This window comes from Shouchella rhizosphaerae (assembly GCF_900142675.1).
Classification (GTDB): Bacteria; Bacillota; Bacilli; order Bacillales; family Bacillaceae_D; genus Shouchella; species Shouchella rhizosphaerae.
This window is the reverse complement of sequence record NZ_FRBS01000001.1, coordinates 336,729-360,465: the sequence shown is the minus strand read 5'-3', so window position 1 is coordinate 360,465 and position 23,737 is coordinate 336,729. Positions and strand designations below refer to the sequence as shown.

Below are 23,737 nucleotides of genomic sequence, written 5' to 3'. Positions count from 1 at the left end.
CTAGTCTGTCTCCTCCTTCTTTAATGACTGTACCGGCTCTACTTTCCGCACAACAACACGGGCACCGGATACATGAATCACTTTAAGTGAACTGCCTTTCTCAATATAGCCCCCTTCAGAAACCACGTCAAGCCGCTCGTCTCCAATTAGAGCAATGCCAGCTGGTCGAAGGACGCTGAGCGCTTTGCCTTCCATTCCAATAAGTGCTTTGTTCGTTTCTGCAGAGAGATACCCTTCTGCTGCTGTCGTTTGGGCGGATAAGACAAGCTTTTTCCAAGGTCCTTTGTCCCCAAAGAATACGAACAAGACAATGACCGCCACTATAGACACAAACAAGGCAATGCCGACTGAAAAAACCATGACCGTCGTCGAAAAAGAGGCCATAAAGAATCCGCCGACAATTAAACCAATTCCTAGAAGGCCAAATATGCCGAACCCTGGCGCCATAAATTCCACACCAAGTAGCACTGCTCCGATAACAACTAAAATGAGGGACTCCCAGCCAGCAAAACCGGCAACCATGTGGCCAAAAAAGAACAGTAGCAGTGCGCTAATCCCCATAGTGCCAGGAATGCCAAACCCTGGCGAATACAGTTCCATAATTAAGCCTAAACTGCCAATCGAAAGCAAGATCGGAATGACAATTGGATTCGTCACAAACCTAGCAATCTGTTCAGCAATGCTCACATTCGCTTCTGTCACATGGACTTCCTCTTCATCGTAGCCCAAATAATCAAGTACACCTGCTAAATCATCCTTAATGGCTTCAGCATAGCCAACTTCATATGCCTGTTTGGCGTTTAGCGTCAGATAACCGGAAGGGAACCCTTCTACATCAAATTCAGCATTTGCCATCGCCTCGGCATAATCAGGATTCCGCCCGCCTTCAGGGCCATGTTCACTAGCGGCAGTCTTCATGCGGCTGATCCAAAGAGACTGGGTTTTCTCTTCTGCTGCATTGCCAGCCCCATCAATCACGCCAGCAGACCCAATTTGGCCATTCGGTACCATGATGATTTCATCTGCATTTAAAGCAATATAAGCGCCTGCTGAAATGGCTTCACTATTGATAAAGGCAGTAACAGGAATATCAGTGCTATTAATAATATTGGCGATATGGCCAGCTGCGTCGACAGCGCCTCCTGGGGTGTTAATATTCAGAATGATATGGTCCGCCCCGTTTTCTTCAGCCTCTGAAAATGAGCGCTCAAGAAAGGCTTCAAGGCCCCGTTCGACCGTTTGTTCAATCGGAATTACATAAATGGACGCGTTCTTTGAGTCGGCTTGGTTGGCAAGCACCTGAAACGGCAAAAGCACACACGCCAGCAGCCAGGACACTAAGGCGAATTTCATCCACTTGCCCACTCGTCTATCCTCCTCCTTTTCCAGGTATTACTTTATGTACGATTCCATTCGCCTAAAGGTTTCAGTTCCTTCATAAAAAAGTGTATCACGCCATCATGAGAAAACCAAACAATTCTATTATTAGGATAGTAAAAAACCTCTGCTTAACAGCAGAGGTTTTATTGGTTCGATTCATTCGTTAAATGCTTGATAACCAGGCGATTAACGAGGGCACCATCGGCTTTGCCTTTTACTTTTGGCATGATTGCGCCCATGACTTTCCCCATATCAGCTTTTGAGGTAGCATTTGTTTGTGCAATTGTCTCTTTTACAATTGCTTCTAATTCATCGTCTGACAATTGCGCAGGCATATATTCGTTCAGCACGGATAGCTCCGCTTCCTGCTTTTTTACTAGATCTTCACGATTCGCTTGTTGAAATTCATGGAGGGATTCTTTACGCTGTTTGACTTCCCGGCTAAGAACAGCTAAGCTCTCGCTTTCAGCCAAATCGCGCCCAAGCTTAATTTGCTCGTTTTGCAATGAGGACTTCACCATACGGATGACAGAAAGCCTGTCTTTATCTCTATTCTTCATCGCAGTCTTCATATCTAGGTTTAACCTCTCAAGAAGATCCAAGGGAAACCACCCTCTCAAAAATTAGAACTTGCGTTTACGAGCCGCTTCAGATTTCTTTTTACGTTTTACACTTGGCTTTTCAAAGTGCTTGCGTTTTCTTACCTCAGCTAACGTTCCTTCTTTAGAGAGTGATCTCTTAAAGCGACGAAGTGCAGCATCAATCGATTCGTTTTTGCGAACACGAGTTTCTGCCATTTTATTTCCCTCCCTCCGAAAACAACCAAACTCAACACGTACATAAAGCACGTCTGCTTAACATTATAATACAGTGGCTCTTTTTAAGTCAACTGCAATCCGCAAACTTCCGCTTTCGCCTATCCCAGCAAAAGTTGCTGTCATGTTATTTTCACTTGTCCATATAGTGTAAGGACGAGGTGGTTGCATGGGAAAAGAACTGTTTACAGTCATGGCTGTATTTATTACGCTTTTTCTGTTCGGCATGTTCATCTTGCGAGCCGGATTATTACAGATAGGGGTAGAAAAAGTCCAAACGCTTTTGTTGAAAGCGACTGACTCCCCTTGGAAAGGGCTGATTGCAGGTACACTTATCACAGCGCTTTTTCAGTCAAGTTCTGTTGTAATGGTGCTTTTAGTTGGGCTTGTTGCTGCTGGCATCATTTCATTCAGGCAAACGATCGGTGTCATTTTAGGGACAAATATCGGCTCTTGCTTTACATTAGAACTGGTTGCCTTCCAACTATCCGACCTGGCAGTGCCGCTGCTGCTATTCGGGCTCGTTTTGCTTATGTTCAAAAGTGCGGCCTCCTACACAGCAGGATGTGTTTCATTTGGAATTGGCTGCATTTTTTTAGCGATGACAGGGCTAGAATCATTGGCAGATCCACTCGCCTCTTTCCCTGTCACTCATCACTTTTTTCAATGGACAAACGACAGCCACTTAACAGGCATCGGAGTCGGTGCTATTGTGACGACCATCATTCAGTCCAGTACAGCTACCATCGGCATGGCAATGGGCTTTATCCAAGATCAAGGACTTTCAATGGAATCTGGAATCGCTATTATGCTCGGCGCCAATATCGGCACTTGCTTAACCGCATACATTGCAAGCATCGGCGCAGGGCACACGGCTAGGCTTGTAGCCCATGCCCACATTTGGCTCAACTTATTGGGGGCGGTTTTGTTTTATGCTTTGATCCCTTACTTGGCCGATGTGTCCTATTTGCTTGCAAAAACGGCTAGCGTCCAATTGGCCCATGCAAGTACGTTGTACAATATTGCTTGCTCACTCCTTGTCCTCCCTTTCACAGCTAAATTTGCCCAGTTTGTCGAACATGTGGCAAAAGGATGACTTCTTTCTTGCATGTCCATGTCTTCGTTTTAAGGGGCGATTATAAGGGAAATAGCATGAAAGAACTATTTTTAAGGAGGAGATTGAATGAAACAGTCGATTCTCGGAAAATCAGGGCTACGCGTCTATCCGATTGGTCTTGGCACCAATGCTGTTGGCGGGCACAACCTTTACCCGAACTTAAATGAAAACGCTGGTAAAGACTTGGTGCGACAAAGCATTGAACATGGCGGCAATTTTCTTGATACAGCATTTATTTATGGCGAAGGGCGCTCAGAAGAATTAATTGGTGAAGTTCTGCAAGAGTTTAAGCGAAGCGATGTCATTATTGCCACCAAAGCTGCCCATAAAAAACAAGGCAACGATTACGTATTTGATCATTCTCCGTCCTTTTTAATAAAATCAGTCGATGAGGCGTTAACACGGCTGCAAACGGATTATATTGATTTGTTTTATATTCATTTCCCTGATGAATCAACACCAAAAGATGAGGCCGTCCAAGCATTGGCTGAATTAAAAAAGGCAGGGAAAATTCGAGCAATAGGTGTGTCGAACTTTAGTTTGGAACAATTAAAAGAGGCAAATAAAAACGGGGATGTCGATGTTTACCAAGGCGAATACAATTTACTGAACCGGGAGGCAGAAGAGACGATTTTTCCGTACGTCACAGAGCACCGAATTTCATTCGTCCCTTATTTTCCACTCGTATCAGGCTTGCTTGCTGGTAAATATAATAAAGAAACCACTTTTCCTAGCGGCGATTTGCGCAATTCACAAAAGCATTTCCAAGGAGAAACGTTTAAGGAAAACATCGACAAGGTCAACAAACTACAGCCTATCGCCGACAACCATGGCGCCGACATCGCCCATGTAGTGCTGGCTTGGTATTTGACGCGTCCAGAAATTGATGTTGTCATCCCTGGAGCAAAACGTGCTGAACAATGGATAGCTAACAAAAAGGCCGCTGACATCCAGTTAACAGACACAGAAAAAGCGTTTATAAGCGACTTGTTTTCTTAAAAAGACACAACAAAGGCGGAGTATCTCTCCGCCTTTCAGACTGTAGACAAATGCTCGTATACTTCATCATTGGACAGGCATATCCGTTAGAGCACTTAGCGCCTTTGTGTATTAGTAGCCGCTACTTCCTGTGGCACCTGTTACGATCGCTACCCCTGCACTTGCGCCAATACGAGTGGCACCTGCTTCTACCATCGCATTCACAGCTGCTAAATCACGAATACCCCCGGAAGCTTTCACACCGACATCCGCACCGACAACTCGGCGCATTAACGCAATATCTTCCACCGTAGCTCCTCCTGTTGAGAAGCCTGTAGACGTTTTGACATAATCGGCTCCTGCTTGAACAGCAAGTGCACATGCACGCTCTTTTTCTTCGTTCGTCAACAAGCATGTTTCGAGAATGACTTTTGTCAGTGCTTTATCTTTTGCAGCATCGACAACCGCTCGAATATCATTTAACACCATTTGGTCTTGTTTATCTTTAAGAGCCGCAACATTGATAACCATATCGACTTCAGTGGCGCCATTGGCAATCGCGTTTTTTGTTTCAAACGCTTTCGTTTCAGGCGTTGATTGGCCTAGAGGAAAGCCAATTACTGTACAAACTGCAACATGTTTGTCCTCTTTCAATTGTTCAGCGGCGAGTTTTACCCAATAGGGGTTAATGCAGACTGAGGCAAATTGGTATGTTTGTGCTTCTTTGCATAATTGGAGAATTTGTTCCTTTGTCGCATCTGCCTTAAGCAGTGTATGGTCAATCAACCTTGCGATATCGGTTGCCATTGAACCCACCCTTTCCTGATTTGTACGTGCCTAGCTATCATACCATGAAAAAAGACAAAACGAACAGCCAACTAGACGAGCAATTGGCGATTGTCGTTTTGTCTTTTCCTATGTATGATTAGAGAGCAGCCATGTACATTTGTAAGGAGAAATGATGATGAGACAATTTTTACAGCAGTACCGCTTTTCACTGATTTTACTAGGAGCCGTTGCTATAGGAGGGGCATGTGGCCTTTATTTTGGGGAAGATGCGACAATCGTTCGCCCATTTGGCGATTTATTTTTAAACTTCATGTTTATGATGATCGTCCCACTTGTGTTTTTCAGCATCTCCTCAGCGATTGCAACGATGAACGGGATGAAGCGCTTAGGAAAAATCATGGGCACTATGTTTGCAGTCTTTTTTGTGACAGCGGCAATTGCCGGCGTTTTGGCACTTTTTGGGTCTTCCCTTGTCCCGCCTTTATCAGAGACTGAAACAGCTTCGTTGCAAGGAGAGCTCTCTTCTTATACGCCTGAAGAGGCGAATGAAGAGTTCAATTTGCTTGAAGAGCTTGTCCAAACAGTCACAGTCCCAGACTTCGCCGATCTCTTTTCGCGAAGCAACATGCTACAATTGATTGTTCTATCTGTATTTGTTGGTTTGGCCACTACAGCCATTGGTGAACAGGGCAAGCCGTTCGCCCAATTTTTGCGTTCAGGTCAGGCTGTCATGATGAAAATTATTTCTTATATTATGTATTACGCTCCGATCGGTTTAGGATGTTATTTTGCCGCAATTATTGGCGAACTCGGAAGCCAACTTCTTGGTGGATATTTACGCGTACTCCTCCTATATATCGGCATTACAGCGGTTTATTTTTTTGGCTTTTTTACTTTATATGCATACGTTGCCAGCGGCAAGCTTGGCACCAAGACATTTTGGAAACATGCAGTCGCCCCATCGACAACTGCACTGGCCACATGTTCAAGTGCAGCGAGCATTCCCGTTAATTTGCAGGCAGCAAAACGGATGGGCGTCCCCAAGGACATTGCTGAAACAGTGATTCCCTTAGGAGCTAATACCCATAAAGACGGGTCTGTGATTGGCGGTGTTTTAAAGATTGTCTTTCTCTTTACGCTATTTGGTAAGGAGATGGCAAGCCCTACCGCGGTTTTAAGCATCTTGGCAGTCGCTTTTTTAGTTGGCGCCGTGATGGGAGCTATTCCTGGCGGCGGCCTTGTTGGTGAAATGCTTATTCTTAGCATTTTTGGCTTTCCACCAGAAGCATTGCCGCTAATTGCTGTCATTTCAACGATTATTGACGCCCCGGCTACACTGCTTAACTCATGTGGCAACACCGTTTGTTCGATGTTGACTGCCCGTTTTGTTGAAGGGCGACAATGGCTCAGTACCCAGCGATCATAAGTGCATACGAGCATGGCGCAAGGATCCCCTTGCGCCATGCTGCTTTTTAGTTTTTTTGAAGCTCAAGCAAAATCGATTGCCCACAAAAAGTAGAGACCGCTCCGTCTACTTCTTTGATCGCATATGCTTGTTTCTCTCTTTCTCCTGCCGCTAACATCCACTTTCCTAGATCACGTTTTTTTGCTCCATTCAACTGCACCCTCGCTGTCCAGTCATGAAAATCAAATTGCTTGCAAAACGTGTGCAGCTGTTTAACGGTAAAACCCGCTTCTTCTGCCATTTTTAACCATTCTGATTTTTTATAAGCGCGAACATGGCTCGGATCGCGGTATGTTTCAAGCTTATTATAAAAGCGGTCAAGGGCGTCTTCCTCTAAGGCAACATTATCGAGCAAATAGAGCCGTCCTCCTTCTTTGAGGACTCTGTAAGCTTCCCTTAAAAAAGCAGAGACTTCGTCAAAATGGTGGGCGGCAATGCGGCAAACGGCTAGATCAAATGCAAAAGCGGAAAATGGTAGCTTTTCAGCAGTAGCCTCGACAAATTCAATATTGGTTAAGCGATTTGTTGCTGCTACGTTTTGAGCGGCAGCTAGCATTTCTGGCGTCACATCGACAGCTATGACGTTTTGCACATAAGGGGCAATCGTTTTAGCAGCATGCCCCGCCCCGGTCGCGATATCAAGTGCCGTCTTCGCTTTGCTGTTGCTAATAAGCGCCTTTAGCAGTTCCAAATCTTCTCCTTTTGCGTGATTCTTGCTTGTTACATAGGCATTCGCATTCGGTCCAAACGTATCTCTTGCTTTTTGTGTCATGCCTTCCCCTCCTTTTGCTTTTAGTATAAAACGCGCTGGTAGGGAAAGATATTCGGAATAAATGATCACCCTCTATAAAAAAAACGCATCCCGGAATTTTCCGGAATGCGTTTTTTACACAATTTGCTTGTAATCTTCTAAAACGCGGACGAATTCGCCATGGTTATATGGATAGCCCGCCTCTTTGATTTTTACGCGCACCAATTTTCCAATCATCGTTTCATCAGCTTCTAGTTTTACTTTTAAATAGTTATCTGTATAGCCGACAAACAAGCCACTTTCAGGGTTGTCTTTATCTCGCTCTTCTGGAATGACTTCAAGCACTTCATTCTCAAAACTTGAGGCATATTCTTTCGCTAATTGGTTTGACAGTTCAATTAAGCGGTGCACACGTTCATTTTTTATGGCCTCATCGATTTGGTCTGTCATCCGAGCAGCTGGCGTACCTGTGCGCATCGAATAAGGAAAGACATGCAATTCACTGAACTTATGTTTGGCGATAAAGTCGTATGTTTCTTGGAACTCTTCTTCTGTCTCGCCAGGAAACCCAACAATGACATCGGACGTAATCGCAAGCCGTGGAAGGGCTTGTTTTAACTTTTCAATCCGTTCTTCATAAGCGGCCATCGTATACTTCCTGCGCATCCGTTTCAGCACCGTATCCGATCCAGATTGGAGCGGAATGTGCATATGGCGGACCACTTTGCTTGATTTGCCGATCACCGCAATGACCTCGTCGGTTAATTGGCTCGCCTCAATCGACGAAATACGAAGCCGTTTCAGCCCCTCTACCTTTTCCAAATCCTCTAACAAGCGGGCAAGGCTATAATCCTTCAAATCTTCGCCATAGCCGCCAGTATGAATGCCAGTCAACACGATTTCTTTGTAGCCAGCATGAACAAGTTGCTGGGCTTGGCGCACGACTTCTTGTGGATCGCGGGAACGCATCAACCCTCGCGCCCAAGGAATAATGCAAAATGTGCAGAAATTGTTACAGCCTTCTTGAATTTTTAAAGACGCCCGTGTCCGATCCGTAAATGAAGGCACATCCAATTCTTCATATACCCGTGATTTCATAATATTGCCGACAGCGTTGATTGGCTGCCGCTCTTTTTTATATTGGTCGATGTAACCAAGCATTTTCGAGCGGTCTTGCGTACCGACAACAATATCGACCCCAGGAATGGCCATCACTTCAGCAGGAGACGTTTGCGCATAACAGCCAGTTACGCAAATAACAGCGTCTGGGTTTTTGCGAATCGCGCGGCGAATGACTTGCCTGCTTTTTTTGTCACCTGTATTGGTGACCGTACATGTATTAATGACATAGACGTCTGCAGTCTGTTCAAACTCGACTTTTTCATAGCCTTCTTGTTTAAACAGCTGCCAAATCGCTTCCGTCTCGTAATGGTTTACTTTACAGCCTAATGTATGAAACGCAACAGTTGACAACTGGATTCACCTCATAATTCAAATTGGTACGAAAGAGCAGCTAACACGTACATAGCAGCCGTTTCAGTACGGACAATGCGAGGGCCTATGCTGCAAGAGACCGCGCCCTTCGCCGACAAAAGCGCTACTTCCTCACGAGTCAGCCCGCCTTCAGGACCGACAATAACCAAAAGAGACATGCCTGGTTTGAGCATAGCAAAAGCGCGCTTTAAGTTTGCCTTTTCACCTTGCTTCGCTTCTTCTTCATCACAAACAATGCAGACATCGTAATGAGTAAGGGCCTCGGCAACCACTTTTAGCGGCACAGGCTTGGCCACATTTGGCACGAAAAGGCGATGTGCTTGTTCTGCGGCTTCCTTAGCAATCTTTTGCAAACGCTCCGCTTTTTTTGTGCCCTTCTTTTCATCCCATTTTACTATAGATCGACTCGCAGAAAAAGGCGCGAATGCGTACGCGCCGAGTTCTGTTCCTTTTTGGACGATGGTTTCAAGCTTATCGCCTTTCGGCAGGCCTTGCGCGACCGTCACACGGATTGGCAATTCTGTCTCGTTGTCCATTTCGTTGAGAACGGTGCCTTTGACGCTAGATGGGTCGAATTGCGAAAGCTGAACAAGCACGGCTTTGCCGTCTTCATTGACGCAAATGACTTCATCGCCTGCTTGCATACGCATCACTTTTGTAATGTGCGCGGCGTCGTCGCCAGTTATTTCGACAACTTCATTTGTCAACTGTTCATTTTTAATAAAGTAACGCTGCATGCCTTTGCACCTACCTACGCTTGGCTGGGTTTTTGCGCAACAATCGCTACCCAGTCGTCCAATTCGTTCACTTCCTGAATCAGAAAACCTACTGCCTTTAATGCCCCTTCGACAGCTTCTCTTTTGCTAGAGATGATTCCAGAAGTTAAAAAGAGCCCGCCTCGTTTGACAACACGGTAAGCATCGGCCGTAAACTGCAAAATGACTTCTGCTAGAATGTTGCTAACAAGCACATCAGCGCTTTCGCTAGCAACATCGTCTAGGAGGTTGCCTTGCTGCACATGCACGAAGTCACTAGCGCTGTTTAGGGCGACATTCGCCTTCGCGCTATTCACAGCAACCTCATCCAAGTCCAACGCTGTAATAGACTCGGCGCCGAATTTCCATGCAGCAATTGCAAGTATACCTGAACCGGTGCCAACATCGATGACTGCATCCCCTTGCTTGACCGCATGCTCAAGTGCTTGAAGCGACAGAATCGTTGTTGGATGTGTCCCAGTGCCAAACGCCATCCCTGGATCTAATTCGATGACGATTTCCCCTGGACGGGCGCTATACTCTTCCCATGTCGGCACAATGGTGACTTGCTCCGTTACTTGAACAGGGTGGTAAAAGCTTTTCCATGCCGTTGCCCAGTCCTCTTCTTTTACTTCTGTATAATCCATTGTCCCGTGGCCAATGTCAATTTGAAAGGAAACGAGATTATGGACGCGCCTTCTTACTTCAGCAATCGTTTCCTTAAAAGTGGCGCCCATTGGAAAATAGGCTTTAACCATCACACCTTCATCGGGGTAATCCTCCGGGGAGAGCTCATACACTTCCCCATACTTTACACTCCACTCTGTCACAAGGTCCTGGGGATCCTCAATCGCTACGCCTGCGGCACCTAATTCATGGAGAATATTTGATACAGGCTCCACCGCTTCCTGCGTCGTATGGACGCGAAATTCAGCCCATTTCATTTGTTCGGCCACCTCGCTTGATTTCAATCGCCTTTGAACGCACGGCGCAGTTTGTCAAAAAATCCGTCATTTTGCTCCTCTGGCCTTCCGCCGCTCATACCGGCAAATTCACGCATCAATTCTTTTTCATTTTCAGTTAAATTTTTCGGCGTTACGACACGAACTTGCACATGCTGATCGCCTTGGCCGCGCCCATGCACATTCGGCACTCCTTTTCCTCTCAGGCGGAAACTAGTGCCTGTTTGCGTGCCTGCTGGAATTTTTAATTTAACTTTTCCTGTCAAAGTTGGCACTTCAATTTCATCCCCTAGAGCAACTTGTGGAAAAGTGAGCGGTACTTCACAATAAATGTCTTCTCCATCACGTTCAAAAAATTCATGTGGCTTCACTTGGAAGACAACGTAAAGGTCGCCTGGAGGACCCCCGTTTGCCCCAGCTTCACCTTGTCCAGCTACGCGGAGTTGTTGCCCATTATCAATCCCTGCTGGCACTTTGATATTGATTTTTTTGCGTTTCCGCACTTTGCCTTTGCCGCTGCATGTAGCACATTTTTGCTTAATGATTTTCCCAGTTCCTTCACAATAGTTACAAACACGGCGATTAACAACGCGGCCAAATGGCGTGTTTTGTTCAACATTCAGTTGACCTGACCCACCGCAATGGGAACAAGTATCTGGCTTTGTACCTGGTTTGGCCCCTGATCCATGGCACGTACCGCATGTTTCCTCACGGGGGATTTCAATTTCGGTTTCCTTGCCAAATACTGCTTCTTTAAACTCCAATGTCATCGTATATTGAAGGTCATCCCCTTGGCGCGGGGCATTTGGATTGCGGCGCCCACCTCCACCGCCAAAAAACATATCAAAAATGTCGCTAAAACCACCAAAATCGCCACTTGCGCCGGCTCCTCCAAATCCTTGGTTTGGATCGGCATGGCCAAACTGGTCATAACGGGCTTTCTTTTGTGGATCGCTCAATGTATCATAGGCTTCTTTTACTTCCTTAAATTTCGCCTCAGCGTCCTCTTCCTTGTTGACATCAGGGTGATATTTTCGTGCTAGTTTTCGATATGCTTTTTTTACTTCTTCTACTGATGCATTCCGGTCTACGCCAAGCACTTCATAGTAATCTCGTTTGCTCACGTGTAGTTTCCCTCCCGACTGAAGCTGTCTGTCGCTTCACGTTTTCTCACATAACGTTCATCATACCACCATATAAAGCGCGGTTGCAATCTCGACGCTTTTTTCAGAGAAAAAAGCCAAAGCCACTACTGACTTTGACTTTCTTCCATTAAGCAAGCTTATTTTTTGTCGTCGTCGTTCACTTCTTCGTAATCTGCGTCAACAACGTTGTCGTCTTGCTTATCCGCACTTTCATTGCCGCCGTCTTGTTGAGCTTGTGCCGCTTGTGCTGCTTGCTCATACAACTTTGTCGTCAAAGCAGTGACGATTTCTTGAAGTTCGTCCTTGGCAGCTTTAATGTCGTCTGTGTTGTCGGCTTCAAGTGCTTTTTTCAACTTGTCTTTTGCTGCTTCGGCTTTGTCTTTTTCTGCTTGATCAACATTGTCGCCTAAATCTTTTAGCGTTTTTTCAGTTGAAAAGACGAGCTGGTCTGCTTCGTTACGCAGTTCTACTTGCTCGCGACGCTTTTTGTCTGCTTCTGCATTTGCTTCGGCTTCTTGTACCATTTTATCAATTTCTTCTTCTGATAGGCCTGAAGAAGACGTGATTGTAATCGATTGTTCTTTGTTGGTTCCAAGATCTTTCGCCTTAACATTGACAATACCGTTAGCGTCAATATCAAATGTCACTTCAATTTGCGGCACTCCCCGTGGTGCTGGCGGAATGTCTGTTAATTGGAAACGGCCAAGCGTTTTGTTGTCGGCAGCCATTTCCCGTTCCCCTTGAAGCACATGAATATCAACAGAAGGCTGATTGTCAGCAGCTGTTGAAAACACTTGTGATTTTGATGTAGGAATCGTTGTGTTGCGTTCAATTAGTTTGGTGAATACGCCGCCCATCGTCTCAATTCCAAGAGACAATGGTGTAACGTCAAGAAGCACAACGTCTTTAACATCACCAGTCAACACACCTGCTTGCACTGCAGCTCCAAGCGCTACTACTTCGTCAGGGTTGACGCCTTTATGAGGGTCTTTGCCTGTTAGCTTTTTAATTGCCTCTTGTACAGCCGGAATACGAGTCGATCCACCAACAAGGACGACTTTGTCGATGTCTGATGCGGACAGACCAGCATCAGAGAGCGCACGGCGTGTTGGGCCAAGCGTCCGTTCTACGAGGTCGGCAGACAACTCATCGAATTTCGCACGAGTCAATGTTAACTCTAAGTGCTTAGGACCTGTGGCATCGGCAGTAATAAATGGCAGCGAAATTTGCGTTTGCGTAACGCCAGATAAATCTTTCTTCGCTTTCTCAGCAGCGTCTTTCAGACGTTGCATCGCCATTTTATCTTGCGACAAGTCGATGCCGTTTTCTTTTTTAAACTCTGCTACAAGATGATCCATGATCACTTCATCAAAATCATCGCCGCCTAGTTTGTTGTCACCAGAAGTAGCTTTTACTTCGAAGAAGCCGTCGCCTAGTTCAAGGATGGAAACGTCGAACGTACCGCCGCCAAGGTCATAAACCAGAATCGTTTGGTCATCTTCTTTTTCAAGACCATATGCAAGAGCTGCAGCTGTCGGCTCATTGACGATGCGGTCCACTTCAAGGCCAGCAATTTTGCCTGCGTCTTTTGTCGCTTGACGTTGGGAGTCATTAAAATAAGCTGGAACCGTAATGACCGCTTTGGTAACTTTCTCGCCAAGGTATGCTTCTGCATCGGCTTTTAACTTTTGTAAAATAATCGCTGAAATTTCTTGAGGGGAGTAACTTTTCCCTTCAATGTCTACTTTGTAATCAGTACCCATATGACGTTTAATGGAAATGACCGTATTTGGGTTAGTGATCGCTTGGCGCTTTGCCACTTCGCCCACGAGACGCTCTCCGTCTTTAAAAGCGACTACAGAAGGCGTTGTCCGGTTGCCTTCTGGGTTTGGGATAACCGTGGCTTCGCCGCCCTCCATTACGGCCACACAAGAGTTTGTTGTCCCTAAGTCAATACCAATAATTTTGCTCATGCGTCGTTCCTCCAAGTCCTATTGATTTACTTTCACCATTGAGTGTCGAATCACTCGGTCTTTTAGTTTGTACCCTTTTTGAAGTTCCTCAACAATTTGGTTCGGCTCATAGCCTTCCTCTGACACTTGCATCACTGCTTGGTGGAGATGTGGGTCGAACAGCTCACCTTCTGTAGGAATCGGTTCTACCCCTTCTTGTTTTAATGCTTCTTCTACTTGGCGGTACACCATTTCCATTCCTTGGAGCAATTGCTTTGCTTCTTCATGTTTAGGTTCGACCAACAAAGCGCGTTCGAAGTTATCAAGCGCAGGGAGCAGTTTTTCAATAAAGCCTTGGGCGCGGTATTTTGCCTGCGCCTCTTTCTCCTCTTTTGTGCGACGGCGAAAATTTTCATAATCAGCACGAACGCGAGCGAGACGGTCTTTCAATTCATTTAGCTCTATTTCAAGAGGGTGAACCTCTGGCTCTTCTTGTTCTTCAACTTCAGTTCCGCTATTGTTTTCAGTCTCTTCTTGCTCAGCGGAATCGCCGTGGCCGTCTTCTTTTGTTTGTTCTGTTTCTTCTGTTTGCAGTTCCTCGTTCTTCTCTTCTGCCACGTTTGTTCACCTCCTGTAAAATCATCGTCTATAGCTTGCGGGCTTTGGACATTTGCCCGCGCCTTCTATGTATAGCAGCAGAGGACTGCTGCGTATACGAAATACTAACGTTCAAAACCAGTTAACCGTTTTGTCAAGTCTTTCGACAAGGAGTCAACCACTTTAATCATCCGCTTATATTCCATTCTTGTCGGTCCGATCACGCCTAGCGTCCCGACATGGCGGCCGTCAATGGCATAAGATGCTGTAATGACACTGCAAGACTCGAACGCTTCCAGTTCGTTTTCTTGGCCAATCGAAACATGGAGCCCATCTGTTTGTTGTGCGCGCAGCCACTTTTGCAATAAATTTTCCTCTTCAAGTGCTTTATAGAGAAGCCTCATTTTCTCAACATCTTGAAATTCAGGCTGTTCCATTAAATTGGTTTTCCCTGAAAAGAATAGTTTCTCTCCTGAAGCAGGAACCATTGACTGCTGAAGCATATGGAGAATATGTTCGTAGTTATTGATATGCGCTTTAAAAAGTTGGGCAAGCTCTGTATTCAACTTCCGTTGCAAAGAAGACAACGGCGTGCCAACAAGGCGCTCATTTAACAAATTGACCGTCCGCTCTAAATCGGAAGGCGTCACATTTTCATCCACTTGGACAAGCCTGTTTTCAACATGCCCGTTTTCGCTTACAAGGATCACAACAGCCTTTTGGTTGCTCATCGGGATGATTTGTATATGGCGCAAACGTTCATTTATCGATTCTGGGCCAAGTACAATCGACACATAGCTAGTCATTTCTGACAAAATCCGCGCCGATTCTTGGAACACCTCTTCCATTGCCTGGAGCCTGGCTGTTGTCAGCCTGGAAAGGCCAGCTCGCTCAGCTACAGTCAAACGGTGCGGCGACAATAAATGGTCGACATAGTACCGGTACCCTTGTTGAGAGGGGACACGGCCAGCTGAACTATGGGGTTTTTCCAAAAATCCCAGTTCTTCGAGATCAGCCATTTCGTTCCGAATCGTTGCTGGACTGTATGGGATATCCTCTCGTTTCGAGATGCTGCGCGAACCAACCGGCTCAGCAGAGCGAACATAGTCGTCAACGATCGCATGTAACACCAACAGTTGTCTTTCCGTTAACATCCCAGCACCTCCTGTTAGCACTCAAATGCAACGAGTGCTAATACTATTGATACACTATCAAACAGGTGTCCATTTGTCAATGAAAAAACGCTCAATGATCGCCTTGCAGCTCGCTGTCTTCTAAAACAGCCACAAACAATGCAAATGCTTCATTCCCAAGCAACAACCCATTTTCTGTCAAACGAATCACGTGGTCATTTTCTTCTAGAAGCCCTTTTCGTTTCCCTTCTGCGATTTCTTTGGCAAACAGCGACTCCACGTCTAGCCCATAACGCGCAAAAAAATCAGCTTTATTTATACCGCTACGAATACGAAGCCCTAAAAAAACAGCCTCTTCTAAACACTCGGCCCGACTGACGACATGGGTCCGCAACCGCGGCTCTCCAGTAGCCCACACAGCTTCAATATATTTTGCAACGGGATTGATATTTTGGTAGCGCACTTGATTTTCATAGCCAGAAGCACCGGCGCCAAAACCGGCATATGGTTCATTGCGCCAATAGACAAGATTATGTTTGCTCTCATAGCCAGGTTTGCCGAAATTGCTAATTTCATACTGGTCAAGCCCAGCTGCGGCTGTTTTTTTCTTAAGCAACTCATACATCGCTACATCATCGTCTTCAGGGGGCAAGTGGAGCTGCCCTTTTTTGTAACGGTTATAAAAGACAGTTTGTTTTTCAATTTTTAATGCATAAGCGGAAATATGTTCTACGTCTAAGGACAAAGCGCGATCGACTGAGCGTTCAAAGTCGGCAACTGATTGGTTTGGCAAGCCGAGCATTAAATCAATAGAAAGATTGGTAAACCCTAATGAACGCGCCTTGCGAACAGCCTGCTCCACCCCTTCGGGCGAATGGGTTCGTCCAATATCCGCTAACAGCTTTTGGTTGAATGTTTGCGCGCCTATGCTTAAGCGGTTGACACCGTAACGTTTCATAACTCCGAGCTTATCTTCATCGGCGCTGTCTGGGTTCACTTCAACCGTCCATTCTTCCAGTCCGCTTAAATCGAAAAGGCTCTCTATCGCTGAAAACAGTCGTTCTAGTTGTGTAGCCGTTAACGCTGTCGGCGTGCCACCACCAACATAAATCGTTTTCACTAGGCCATCTCTTCGACGGGCACGGGCTTGTTTCATTTCTTCAATTAAAGCGTCAATGTAGGCATCCACAGGCTGGTTTTCAATAAATACTTTATTAAAATCACAATAATGACAGATATGTTCACAAAATGGAATATGCACATATAGCGAGTGGCTCACGCGTCTCTCCTCCTTGCTCATTTAAGTGTCCTTTCCTCAAGCCTACCCTGGAGGAGGCGTAGCAGCCCCAGCAAATTTGTAGCAAAAGGAATTGATTTGACAGAAAAAAGCCGACCTCCTAAATACAGAAGGTGGCCTCTACGTATTTTCATTTAGAGGTCGGCTCTTTTACGGCTGGAAGCGGGCAATTCTATAAGGGCATCATGCACAAGTATTGCTTACTTGTCGTCCATGCGCAGTACAGCCATAAAAGCTTCCTGTGGAATCTCGACGTTTCCAACTGCTTTCATTCGCTTCTTGCCTTCTTTTTGCTTCTCAAGAAGCTTTCGTTTACGGGAAATGTCGCCGCCATAACATTTAGCTAACACATTTTTGCGGATTGCTTTGATCGTCGAACGAGCGATAATTTTTGTGCCAATACTTGCTTGGACAGGCACTTCAAATTGCTGGCGCGGAATTAACTCTTTCAGTTTTTCAACGATCACTTTCCCCCGTTCATATGCCGAATCGCGGTGGACAATGACGGACAGAGCGTCAACTTTCTCGCCGTTCAATAAAATGTCCATTTTTACTAATTTTGATTGCCTGTAGCCGATTAGTTCATAATCAAAAGAGGCATACCCTTTCGTATTCGATTTCAATTGATCAAAGAAATCGTAGACAATTTCCGATAAAGGGATCTCATAAATGATTTGTACGCGGTTTTCATCTAAATACTGCATGTCCACAAAAATGCCGCGCTTGCTTTGGCAAAGCTCCATGACTGCACCAACATAGTCATTAGGCACCATCACAGTCGATTTGACATACGGCTCTTCGACATGGTCCATTTTTTGGGGATCAGGCATATTTGTCGGGTTGTCAATTTGGATCGTATTGCCGTCTGTAAGCGTCACATGGTAAATAACCGATGGCGCTGTCGTAATTAAGGAAATCCCAAATTCCCGTTCAATCCGCTCCTGAATAATTTCCATGTGAAGCAATCCTAAAAAGCCGCAGCGGAAGCCAAAACCAAGTGCTTGTGACGTTTCTGGTTCATACTGGAGAGAAGCATCATTCAGCTCGAGGCGCTCCAATGCCTCGCGTAGATCGTTGTAATCATTTGTATCGATCGGATAAAGGCCGCAATAGACCATTGGATTCATCCGCCGATAGCCAGGCAATGCCTCTTGTGCTGGATTGACGGCGCTTGTTATCGTGTCGCCGACACGAGAGTCGCTGACATTTTTGATCGCTGCTGTTAAAAAGCCTACATCACCTACAGTTAATTCTTCGCATTTGACTGCTTTTGGCGTAAATACGCCAACTTCATTCACTTCAAATTCCTTCCCTGTTTGCATCATCCTAATTTTTTCACCAGGGCGAACAGTGCCCTCGACGATACGGATATAAGCAATGACGCCACGGTATGGATCATAGAGCGAGTCAAATATTAACGCTTTAAGCGGTGCTGTTGGATCGCCAGCAGGGGCAGGCACTTTCTCAACGACCTGTTCCAAAATGTCTTCAATGCCGATGCCATTTTTGGCAGAAGCCAATACAGCATCGGAAGCATCAAGGCCAATGACGTCTTCCACTTCTTTTTTCACACGTTCTGGCTCTGCGCTTGGCAAGTCGATTTTATTAATAACAGGCAAAATTTCCAAGTCATTGTCTAATGCCAAGTAAACGTTGGCGAGCGTTTGCGCCTCAATTCCTTGGGCGCTATCAACGATAAGAAGCGCCCCTTCACAAGCAGCGAGGCTGCGGGACACTTCATAAGTAAAATCGACATGTCCTGGCGTATCAATTAAATGAAAAATATACTCGTTTCCGTCTTTGGCTTTGTATTTCAATTGGACTGCGTTCAGCTTAATCGTTATGCCACGCTCGCGTTCCAAGTCCATTGCATCAAGCGCTTGTTCTTTCATTTCACGGTCAGTCAATGCCCCGGTCCTTTCAAGGATGCGGTCTGCCAATGTTGATTTCCCGTGGTCAATATGGGCGATAATCGAGAAGTTTCGGATTCTCGACTGCCGCTCAAGTCGTTGGTCGTTGTTCATTTTTCTTGACTCACCCCTAAAATGCGTACATGTACACTGCCCCTTATTATAGCAAGCCAATGGCGGCGCTTCAATAAGAGCTTTCAGCGGATTCGTCATGGCGTTCGCTTTCTTTATTGATTCCATTACGTACTGCTGTCATCAGCCCCTCTAAACCGCTTCTCGCCGCAGACTCAGCTCCACTTGCAAGTGTTAATCCCAATTCAGAAAAAAAGTTCGTCGTGCCTGCAAATTCTGCGTCTGCTACTGTAGGTGTAGGAGGAGTGGCCGAAATTTCCCTCACAGGCTCTTCCTTGTTCAACTCAAGTGGTTTGGTTTCGCTTAAGCCGGCGTGTTCGCTCATAAGCTGGACTCCGAGCATCATGCCAAACAGCATACACACAATAAGCAACACCCCGAATTTCCCCAAGCGCTTCATTCGTTCTCCCCTTCTTTCTCGTTATAGTAGTAATCTGCGAACACTTCAGCAAACGCATCGATTGAACGGTACGCTTCTTCAAGCGAGTTATCGACACCACCAACTTCAAGCAAAATCGAATTGGCAAACAAATCTTGGTTAAACCGCCCGTTTGTACTTGCTCCACTCTTTTTAAAGACGCCTCGGCTTAATGACGGGTAAATTTCCTCTAGCTTTTTATGAAGCTCATTTGCAATTTGCAAATTCGATTCAAAATCAGCGTAGTTTTGACCGACTACAAAGAATGGACGCGCAAATGTTTCGCCATTGATCGTCACTGTTGTTTTATCTCTCCGGATCGAATCCCTGTGCAAGTCAAAGAAATACATTAAGTCGTCGTTGTCAGCTTTCGCTGACTTAATAAATTCACGAGAAACGTCATAAGAAGCCTCATATCCTAATCCACGTTCCACTAACGTTGCCTGGACATCGCGCTCCTCTACTTGGGCGTAAATGCCATGTTGTTCCAACGCTTGCTTTAAGCGATCCGCTACCATTGTCATATTGATCTCCTTGTGCGTCGCTTTATTGGCGTTTTCTGTATCCTCCATCTCCAATTCAGGAAAGAATGATTCATACGTATGCGTTGTGCCAATGTACACATCGACCACTTTGTCTTCGTCCGCTTTGTTTGCTTGCTCCGCTTCTTTTTTCTTGGCTGCTTCCTCTTCCGCCTTTTTACGGTCAAGCGCCTCTTGTTTTGCTTTCTGTTCACTGGCGAGCAAATCGTCCGGCGGCGATGATTCAACAGGCAAACTTGTATAATCAGTGCCTTCACCGGCAATATGAATGGTCGTGTCAAACAATGAAAAACCAGGAAGCTCACGACCAAGCAGGCTCCTTGGATCATCTGGGTTAATGCTTGTCGTAATCGCAAAAAACAACGAGCCTAACGAAAACGACTCCCTTTCTTCGTCAGGCAACGCTTCCGTAAAAACGCGGTTTTCTGTGCCCATCAACTTTAGGAAATGTCCCCCGCTTAACGTGGTTGTCCAATTTGCCAGCGCACGGGAAGAGAATGTTTTGCTTGGCCCCGATGACACCAATACACTCGTGCAAAGAAAGACCGCCATCAACGTAATGACCAAGCTAGCTGCAATACGCATAAAGCGCGAATGTGATTGGCCTTGTTTCATATTTGACGACCTCCCTGTTGTGCTTGTCCTTCCATCTTATGTATCAAGGAGAGGCCATAGAACAGAAAAGAAAGCAGGCGAGTGCCTGCTTTCTTTTATTAATGAGTATAAGCGCCGACGTTTTTTTGATCGACTTGGCCATGCAAAGCTGCATTTAGCCCGCCAGCTACCACATGGGCCATGTCTTCAATAAAGACGTCTATTTCTTTTGGTGTTACCATTAAGTTATGGCCAAGAGGGGCGAGCACTTCTTGGATCAATTGCCGCTTTTCAGGGCCTTCAAGCCCTCCGACCATCCCCATAATGGCTTGTCTGCCCTTTTCATCAGGCAAATCTTCATCGGTTAGTTGCCGCTTTTCGCCAAACATCATCCCAGCTGGCGCTAACCTTTTTGACGGCTTGTTGCCTTCACGCATTTCTTTGCCCAAATGTTTCATCACATAATCAATCGCATCCGACGTAATCGTCACAGCGTCTACAACCGTAGGAATACCGATTGCAATAACAGGAATGCCTAGTGTTTCTTCGTTCATTGCTTTGCGGTTGTTGCCGACGCCACTCCCTGGATGGATGCCTGTATCTGCAACTTGAATGGTCGTATTTACCCGCTCAATGGAACGAGAAGCAAGAGCGTCAATGACAACGACAAAGTCCGGTTTTGTTTTTTCAATAACGCCGAAAACAATGTCGCTTGTTTCAATCCCAGTCGTCCCCATCACGCCTGGTGTCAATGCACTTACTGGTCGGTAGCCCTCCTCTATTTCTTCGGGAGCCAATTGAAACAAATGCCTAGTAACCAGTAATTCTTCCACCGCCAATGGCCCTAGCGCATCAGGCGTCACATTCCAATTGCCCAATCCAACAACTAAACAAGTGTCCGAGTCTTTAATTCCTTTATTGCGTAAAAAAGCAGCAAACTCTTTTGCAAAGACGCGTTCGATATTGTCTTGGAGGGCCGTGTCTTTTTTCCTTATTCCTTGCGCTTCAAACGTTAAGTAATGACCAGCACGTTTATTTAACCGTTTCGCGCCTTCCTCCCCGATTTCTACAGTAGTAATTTTAACGCCTTCCACCGTTTCCTCTTTTACCACTACGTCCGTTACCGCACTTGAACTTTCTTGACCGGCTTTTTCACGTTGTTCTTCAACCGCCATTTCATGTGCTTCAAGCGCTAAATCCGTTCTAATTTGAAATGGTTCCATATTTAAATCAGGCATCCAAAACCGCCTCCTTTTTATCAGTGGACTACTTGTATTGTCTCTCACGCGCGAAAAAACATTCGCCCCTTTTGCAAGCTGTTTCCCTCGTTTGTATTGCAATGGGCTTCTAGTTTTGATAAAATGCAGATTGTTGTACTAGCGCTTAATGATGGCTATAAGTGGAATAAGCCATTTAAGTTGGAGGTGAAATAAATGCCAAATATTAAATCTGCGATCAAACGTGTGAAAACAAACGAAAAACGCCGCGCACAAAATGCTGCGCAAAAATCAGCGCTCCGCACAGCAGTGAAACATTTTGAAACTGCTGCAGCAAATGGGGATGTAGAAAAAGCGCAAGCTGCGTTTGTTGAAGCATCGAAAAAGCTTGATAAAGCCGCTACAAAAGGTCTTATCCATAAAAACGCTGCATCCCGTCAAAAGTCGCGCCTAGCGAAAAAATTGAACGGATTGTCTGCTTAATAAGACTTGCTAGATCTCGGGCATTGCCCCGTGATCTTTTTTTATGGCAAAAACAAAAAGCCTTAGACGCTAGTCTTAGGCTTTTTACGTGCTTGCCAATCGCAGCAGCAACAGCTCGACGGCCAACTCTTTATCGGCCTGCCCTGTCTTAATGGCATAGTCAGTTTCTTCGCAAACGATAAGGGCTTGTCTTAATTGCTTGGTCGTTAACGCTTTGACTTGCTGCATGGCGAGCTTTACTACATAAGGATGCAATTTAAGCTGTGATGCCATCTCTTTTTGCGTGTACCCTTTGGCTAGCCTCGTTTTCACCTGGAAAAATTGCCGAAATTGCCGCGTCAACAACGCCAGTATGGCTAGCGGCTCTTCTTTTTGCCGCAACAGCTGGTGGTAAAGCCGGACCGCGTCACCAGCACGGCCTTTCGCCGTGTAGTCAATAACAGTAAATACACTTTGTTCCACTGTCTCAGCAACGAGTTCGTCGACAATGCTTGCTGTGACTGGGTCCCCGTCTTTGCTATACAACATGCACTTCTCCAATTCACGGTGCAACAACATCAAGTTAGGGCCTGTACGCTTATACAGCAATTGCTTCGCGTCTTGCTCGATCGCAACGCCCTCCTGTTTAGCAATCGCCTCCATCCACGCAAATGTTTCCTTTTCATCAAATGGATTCACATCGATAGCGCTCGTTTGTTTTTTTAATTTTTTGGTGATTTTCTTGCGTTCATCTAATTTTTCATACGGCGCGACAACGACAAGCACGGTTTCTTGTGCAGGCGAGTCGAGATAGGCTTCCAGCGCGGGAATGTCATGCTCCAGTTTTGTCGCTACTTTCTGGCTCGTTGCCAAATAAAAGTCTTGGATCACAACAAGTTTCCGCTTTGAGAAAAACGGAACAGTCTCCGCTTCCTCCACCACTTCCCCTAACGGCGTATCTTGTAAGCGTAAGCGAATATCATTCATTTCGCCTTCTTCCCCTGCAAATAATGCTTCGCTTGCTTTTTGTAAAAATTGCTCGATTAAATAACGTTCTGTCCCATACAAAAAGTATACCGGTGCCATTGTCTCACTCGACAATTGCTTCATTTCCGTAATGATGCTCATATCCAACCTATCCCCTATATTCCTGACCTGTTCATGTTTATTTTAACATATTTCCGAAAGAAATCTCCCTCTTCGTAGCATAGCCTAACGGATAATATCGGTTGCGATGAACGGGTTATTTGTCGATAGTAAAGGGAAAGCCAATTGCCCGAAGTTTTTATCGACAAATGCTTGATAAAGTAGCTCTTGAACAACGGGATTCGCTTATTAGCCATTGCCTAATAAAAGATAACTCTTGGAACAAGAGGGTTCGCTTGGTCTCTTTCGCAAAGGGGCGATCACCCAAGAAGCCCCTCTTTAAGCGACCTGGATAGCCTTTATTGCCCATAAAGCAAGAGGCAGGCCATTCCGCCTCCCTCTTTGCTAGTTAATCTATAATGAACGCATGCCGCCAAGAACCCTAGGTATTCTAATAGCATGCGGGCAACCCTATCGTCTATGGCATTGTATGCATGTAAAAAGGAAATGGTGCTTTTTATAGACGCTTTCAGACAGCCTTTTCATTTTTAGGCGAATCGCGTATACTAGACGTAGACAAGGAGGTGCCTTATGAACAAATTCGAACAGGACGTTCAAGATAAAGCAAATGACATCGTCCCTTCAGGTATCGGCTTTATTGCTTCATTTGCTTTTTTCACAATCATCTTCCTTATCGCCAATATTGTCGATGTGGCAAGCTATTACTAATGGATCGATTCAGACTG

At 45.6% G+C, this 23,737-nt stretch carries 23 protein-coding genes; 5 read left to right on the top strand and 18 right to left on the bottom strand.

Translation table 11 applies throughout. The annotated features are described in order from the left end of the window. The 3 genes from BUC05_RS01800 to rpsU form a co-directional block, all read right to left on the bottom strand. Nucleotides 1-1,365, bottom strand: a complete 1,365-nt coding sequence (locus BUC05_RS01800) for an NfeD family protein (protein WP_011246515.1) — start codon at nucleotides 1,363-1,365, stop codon at nucleotides 1-3. Nucleotides 1,366-1,523: 158 nt separating this feature from the next. Continuing rightward, on the bottom strand, nucleotides 1,524-1,982 hold the full coding sequence (locus BUC05_RS01795; protein ID WP_011246514.1) for a GatB/YqeY domain-containing protein: 459 nt from the start codon (nucleotides 1,980-1,982) through the stop codon (nucleotides 1,524-1,526). 21 nt (nucleotides 1,983-2,003) lie between these two features. Beyond that, complete coding sequence (gene rpsU, locus BUC05_RS01790; protein ID WP_011246513.1) at nucleotides 2,004-2,177, bottom strand: 30S ribosomal protein S21; 174 nt, start codon at nucleotides 2,175-2,177, stop codon at nucleotides 2,004-2,006. Between the two features lie 187 nt (nucleotides 2,178-2,364). Here rpsU and BUC05_RS01785 point away from each other — a divergent pair, with 187 nt between their 5' ends. Both BUC05_RS01785 and BUC05_RS01780 read left to right on the top strand, forming a co-directional pair. Then, nucleotides 2,365-3,291: a Na/Pi symporter gene (locus BUC05_RS01785; RefSeq protein ID WP_035203958.1), complete on the top strand. Its 927-nt coding sequence runs from the start codon at nucleotides 2,365-2,367 to the stop codon at nucleotides 3,289-3,291. Between the two features lie 87 nt (nucleotides 3,292-3,378). Continuing rightward, on the top strand, nucleotides 3,379-4,311 hold the full coding sequence (locus tag BUC05_RS01780) for an aldo/keto reductase (RefSeq protein ID WP_011246511.1): 933 nt from the start codon (nucleotides 3,379-3,381) through the stop codon (nucleotides 4,309-4,311). 111 nt (nucleotides 4,312-4,422) lie between these two features. Here the strand turns inward: BUC05_RS01780 and deoC are convergent, their stop codons facing one another. Then, the gene (gene deoC, locus BUC05_RS01775) at nucleotides 4,423-5,097 is read right to left on the bottom strand and encodes a deoxyribose-phosphate aldolase (RefSeq protein ID WP_035203955.1); all 675 of its coding nucleotides are present in this window, start codon (nucleotides 5,095-5,097) and stop codon (nucleotides 4,423-4,425) included. A 157-nt stretch (nucleotides 5,098-5,254) separates the two neighbouring features. Here deoC and BUC05_RS01770 point away from each other — a divergent pair, with 157 nt between their 5' ends. After that, nucleotides 5,255-6,505 carry a dicarboxylate/amino acid:cation symporter gene (locus tag BUC05_RS01770; protein WP_035203952.1) on the top strand — a complete coding sequence of 417 codons (1,251 nt, stop codon included), beginning with the start codon at nucleotides 5,255-5,257 and terminating at the stop codon, nucleotides 6,503-6,505. A gap of 46 nt (nucleotides 6,506-6,551) precedes the next feature. Here BUC05_RS01770 and BUC05_RS01765 read toward each other — a convergent pair whose 3' ends face one another. The 13 genes from BUC05_RS01765 to gpr form a co-directional block, all read right to left on the bottom strand. Further along, nucleotides 6,552-7,316, bottom strand: a complete 765-nt coding sequence (locus tag BUC05_RS01765; protein ID WP_035203950.1) for a class I SAM-dependent methyltransferase — start codon at nucleotides 7,314-7,316, stop codon at nucleotides 6,552-6,554. Nucleotides 7,317-7,430: 114 nt separating this feature from the next. Further along, nucleotides 7,431-8,768 carry a tRNA (N(6)-L-threonylcarbamoyladenosine(37)-C(2))-methylthiotransferase MtaB gene (gene mtaB, locus BUC05_RS01760; protein ID WP_035203947.1) on the bottom strand — a complete coding sequence of 446 codons (1,338 nt, stop codon included), beginning with the start codon at nucleotides 8,766-8,768 and terminating at the stop codon, nucleotides 7,431-7,433. Nucleotides 8,769-8,779: 11 nt separating this feature from the next. Then, nucleotides 8,780-9,526 (bottom strand): 16S rRNA (uracil(1498)-N(3))-methyltransferase, encoded by a 747-nt coding sequence (locus BUC05_RS01755; protein ID WP_035203944.1) that lies wholly within the window; start codon nucleotides 9,524-9,526, stop codon nucleotides 8,780-8,782. A 14-nt stretch (nucleotides 9,527-9,540) separates the two neighbouring features. Beyond that, the gene (gene prmA / locus BUC05_RS01750; protein WP_035203940.1) at nucleotides 9,541-10,488 is read right to left on the bottom strand and encodes a 50S ribosomal protein L11 methyltransferase; all 948 of its coding nucleotides are present in this window, start codon (nucleotides 10,486-10,488) and stop codon (nucleotides 9,541-9,543) included. 23 nt (nucleotides 10,489-10,511) lie between these two features. Then, nucleotides 10,512-11,630: a molecular chaperone DnaJ gene (dnaJ, locus tag BUC05_RS01745; protein ID WP_035203938.1), complete on the bottom strand. Its 1,119-nt coding sequence runs from the start codon at nucleotides 11,628-11,630 to the stop codon at nucleotides 10,512-10,514. A gap of 158 nt (nucleotides 11,631-11,788) precedes the next feature. Continuing rightward, on the bottom strand, nucleotides 11,789-13,624 hold the full coding sequence (gene dnaK / locus BUC05_RS01740; protein WP_011246503.1) for a molecular chaperone DnaK: 1,836 nt from the start codon (nucleotides 13,622-13,624) through the stop codon (nucleotides 11,789-11,791). 18 nt (nucleotides 13,625-13,642) lie between these two features. Then, the gene (gene grpE / locus BUC05_RS01735) at nucleotides 13,643-14,221 is read right to left on the bottom strand and encodes a nucleotide exchange factor GrpE (protein ID WP_011246502.1); all 579 of its coding nucleotides are present in this window, start codon (nucleotides 14,219-14,221) and stop codon (nucleotides 13,643-13,645) included. 104 nt (nucleotides 14,222-14,325) lie between these two features. Then, the gene (hrcA, locus tag BUC05_RS01730) at nucleotides 14,326-15,354 is read right to left on the bottom strand and encodes a heat-inducible transcriptional repressor HrcA (protein ID WP_011246501.1); all 1,029 of its coding nucleotides are present in this window, start codon (nucleotides 15,352-15,354) and stop codon (nucleotides 14,326-14,328) included. Nucleotides 15,355-15,445: 91 nt separating this feature from the next. Beyond that, on the bottom strand, nucleotides 15,446-16,612 hold the full coding sequence (gene hemW / locus BUC05_RS01725) for a radical SAM family heme chaperone HemW (RefSeq protein WP_084140010.1): 1,167 nt from the start codon (nucleotides 16,610-16,612) through the stop codon (nucleotides 15,446-15,448). A 218-nt stretch (nucleotides 16,613-16,830) separates the two neighbouring features. Further along, on the bottom strand, nucleotides 16,831-18,654 hold the full coding sequence (gene lepA, locus BUC05_RS01720) for a translation elongation factor 4 (RefSeq protein WP_011246499.1): 1,824 nt from the start codon (nucleotides 18,652-18,654) through the stop codon (nucleotides 16,831-16,833). A 70-nt stretch (nucleotides 18,655-18,724) separates the two neighbouring features. Then, nucleotides 18,725-19,072, bottom strand: coding sequence for a hypothetical protein (locus tag BUC05_RS01715; protein ID WP_035203934.1), 348 nt, complete (start codon nucleotides 19,070-19,072; stop codon nucleotides 18,725-18,727). Next, nucleotides 19,069-20,247 carry a stage II sporulation protein P gene (locus BUC05_RS01710; RefSeq protein WP_035203933.1) on the bottom strand — a complete coding sequence of 393 codons (1,179 nt, stop codon included), beginning with the start codon at nucleotides 20,245-20,247 and terminating at the stop codon, nucleotides 19,069-19,071. Before BUC05_RS01710 ends, BUC05_RS01715 begins: the two co-directional genes overlap by 4 nt. A gap of 98 nt (nucleotides 20,248-20,345) precedes the next feature. Further along, on the bottom strand, nucleotides 20,346-21,464 hold the full coding sequence (gpr, locus tag BUC05_RS01705) for a GPR endopeptidase (RefSeq protein WP_011246496.1): 1,119 nt from the start codon (nucleotides 21,462-21,464) through the stop codon (nucleotides 20,346-20,348). 195 nt (nucleotides 21,465-21,659) lie between these two features. On the opposite strand from gpr, the gene rpsT reads away from it, so the two are divergent. Further along, complete coding sequence (gene rpsT / locus BUC05_RS01700) at nucleotides 21,660-21,926, top strand: 30S ribosomal protein S20 (protein ID WP_011246495.1); 267 nt, start codon at nucleotides 21,660-21,662, stop codon at nucleotides 21,924-21,926. Nucleotides 21,927-22,010: 84 nt separating this feature from the next. Here rpsT and holA read toward each other — a convergent pair whose 3' ends face one another. Further along, nucleotides 22,011-23,033, bottom strand: coding sequence for a DNA polymerase III subunit delta (gene holA, locus BUC05_RS01695; RefSeq protein WP_011246494.1), 1,023 nt, complete (start codon nucleotides 23,031-23,033; stop codon nucleotides 22,011-22,013). 549 nt (nucleotides 23,034-23,582) lie between these two features. Between holA and BUC05_RS01690 the strand changes: the two genes are divergently transcribed. Further along, on the top strand, nucleotides 23,583-23,720 hold the full coding sequence (locus tag BUC05_RS01690) for a YqzM family protein (RefSeq protein WP_011246493.1): 138 nt from the start codon (nucleotides 23,583-23,585) through the stop codon (nucleotides 23,718-23,720). The last annotated feature ends 17 nt before the right edge of the window (nucleotides 23,721-23,737 follow it).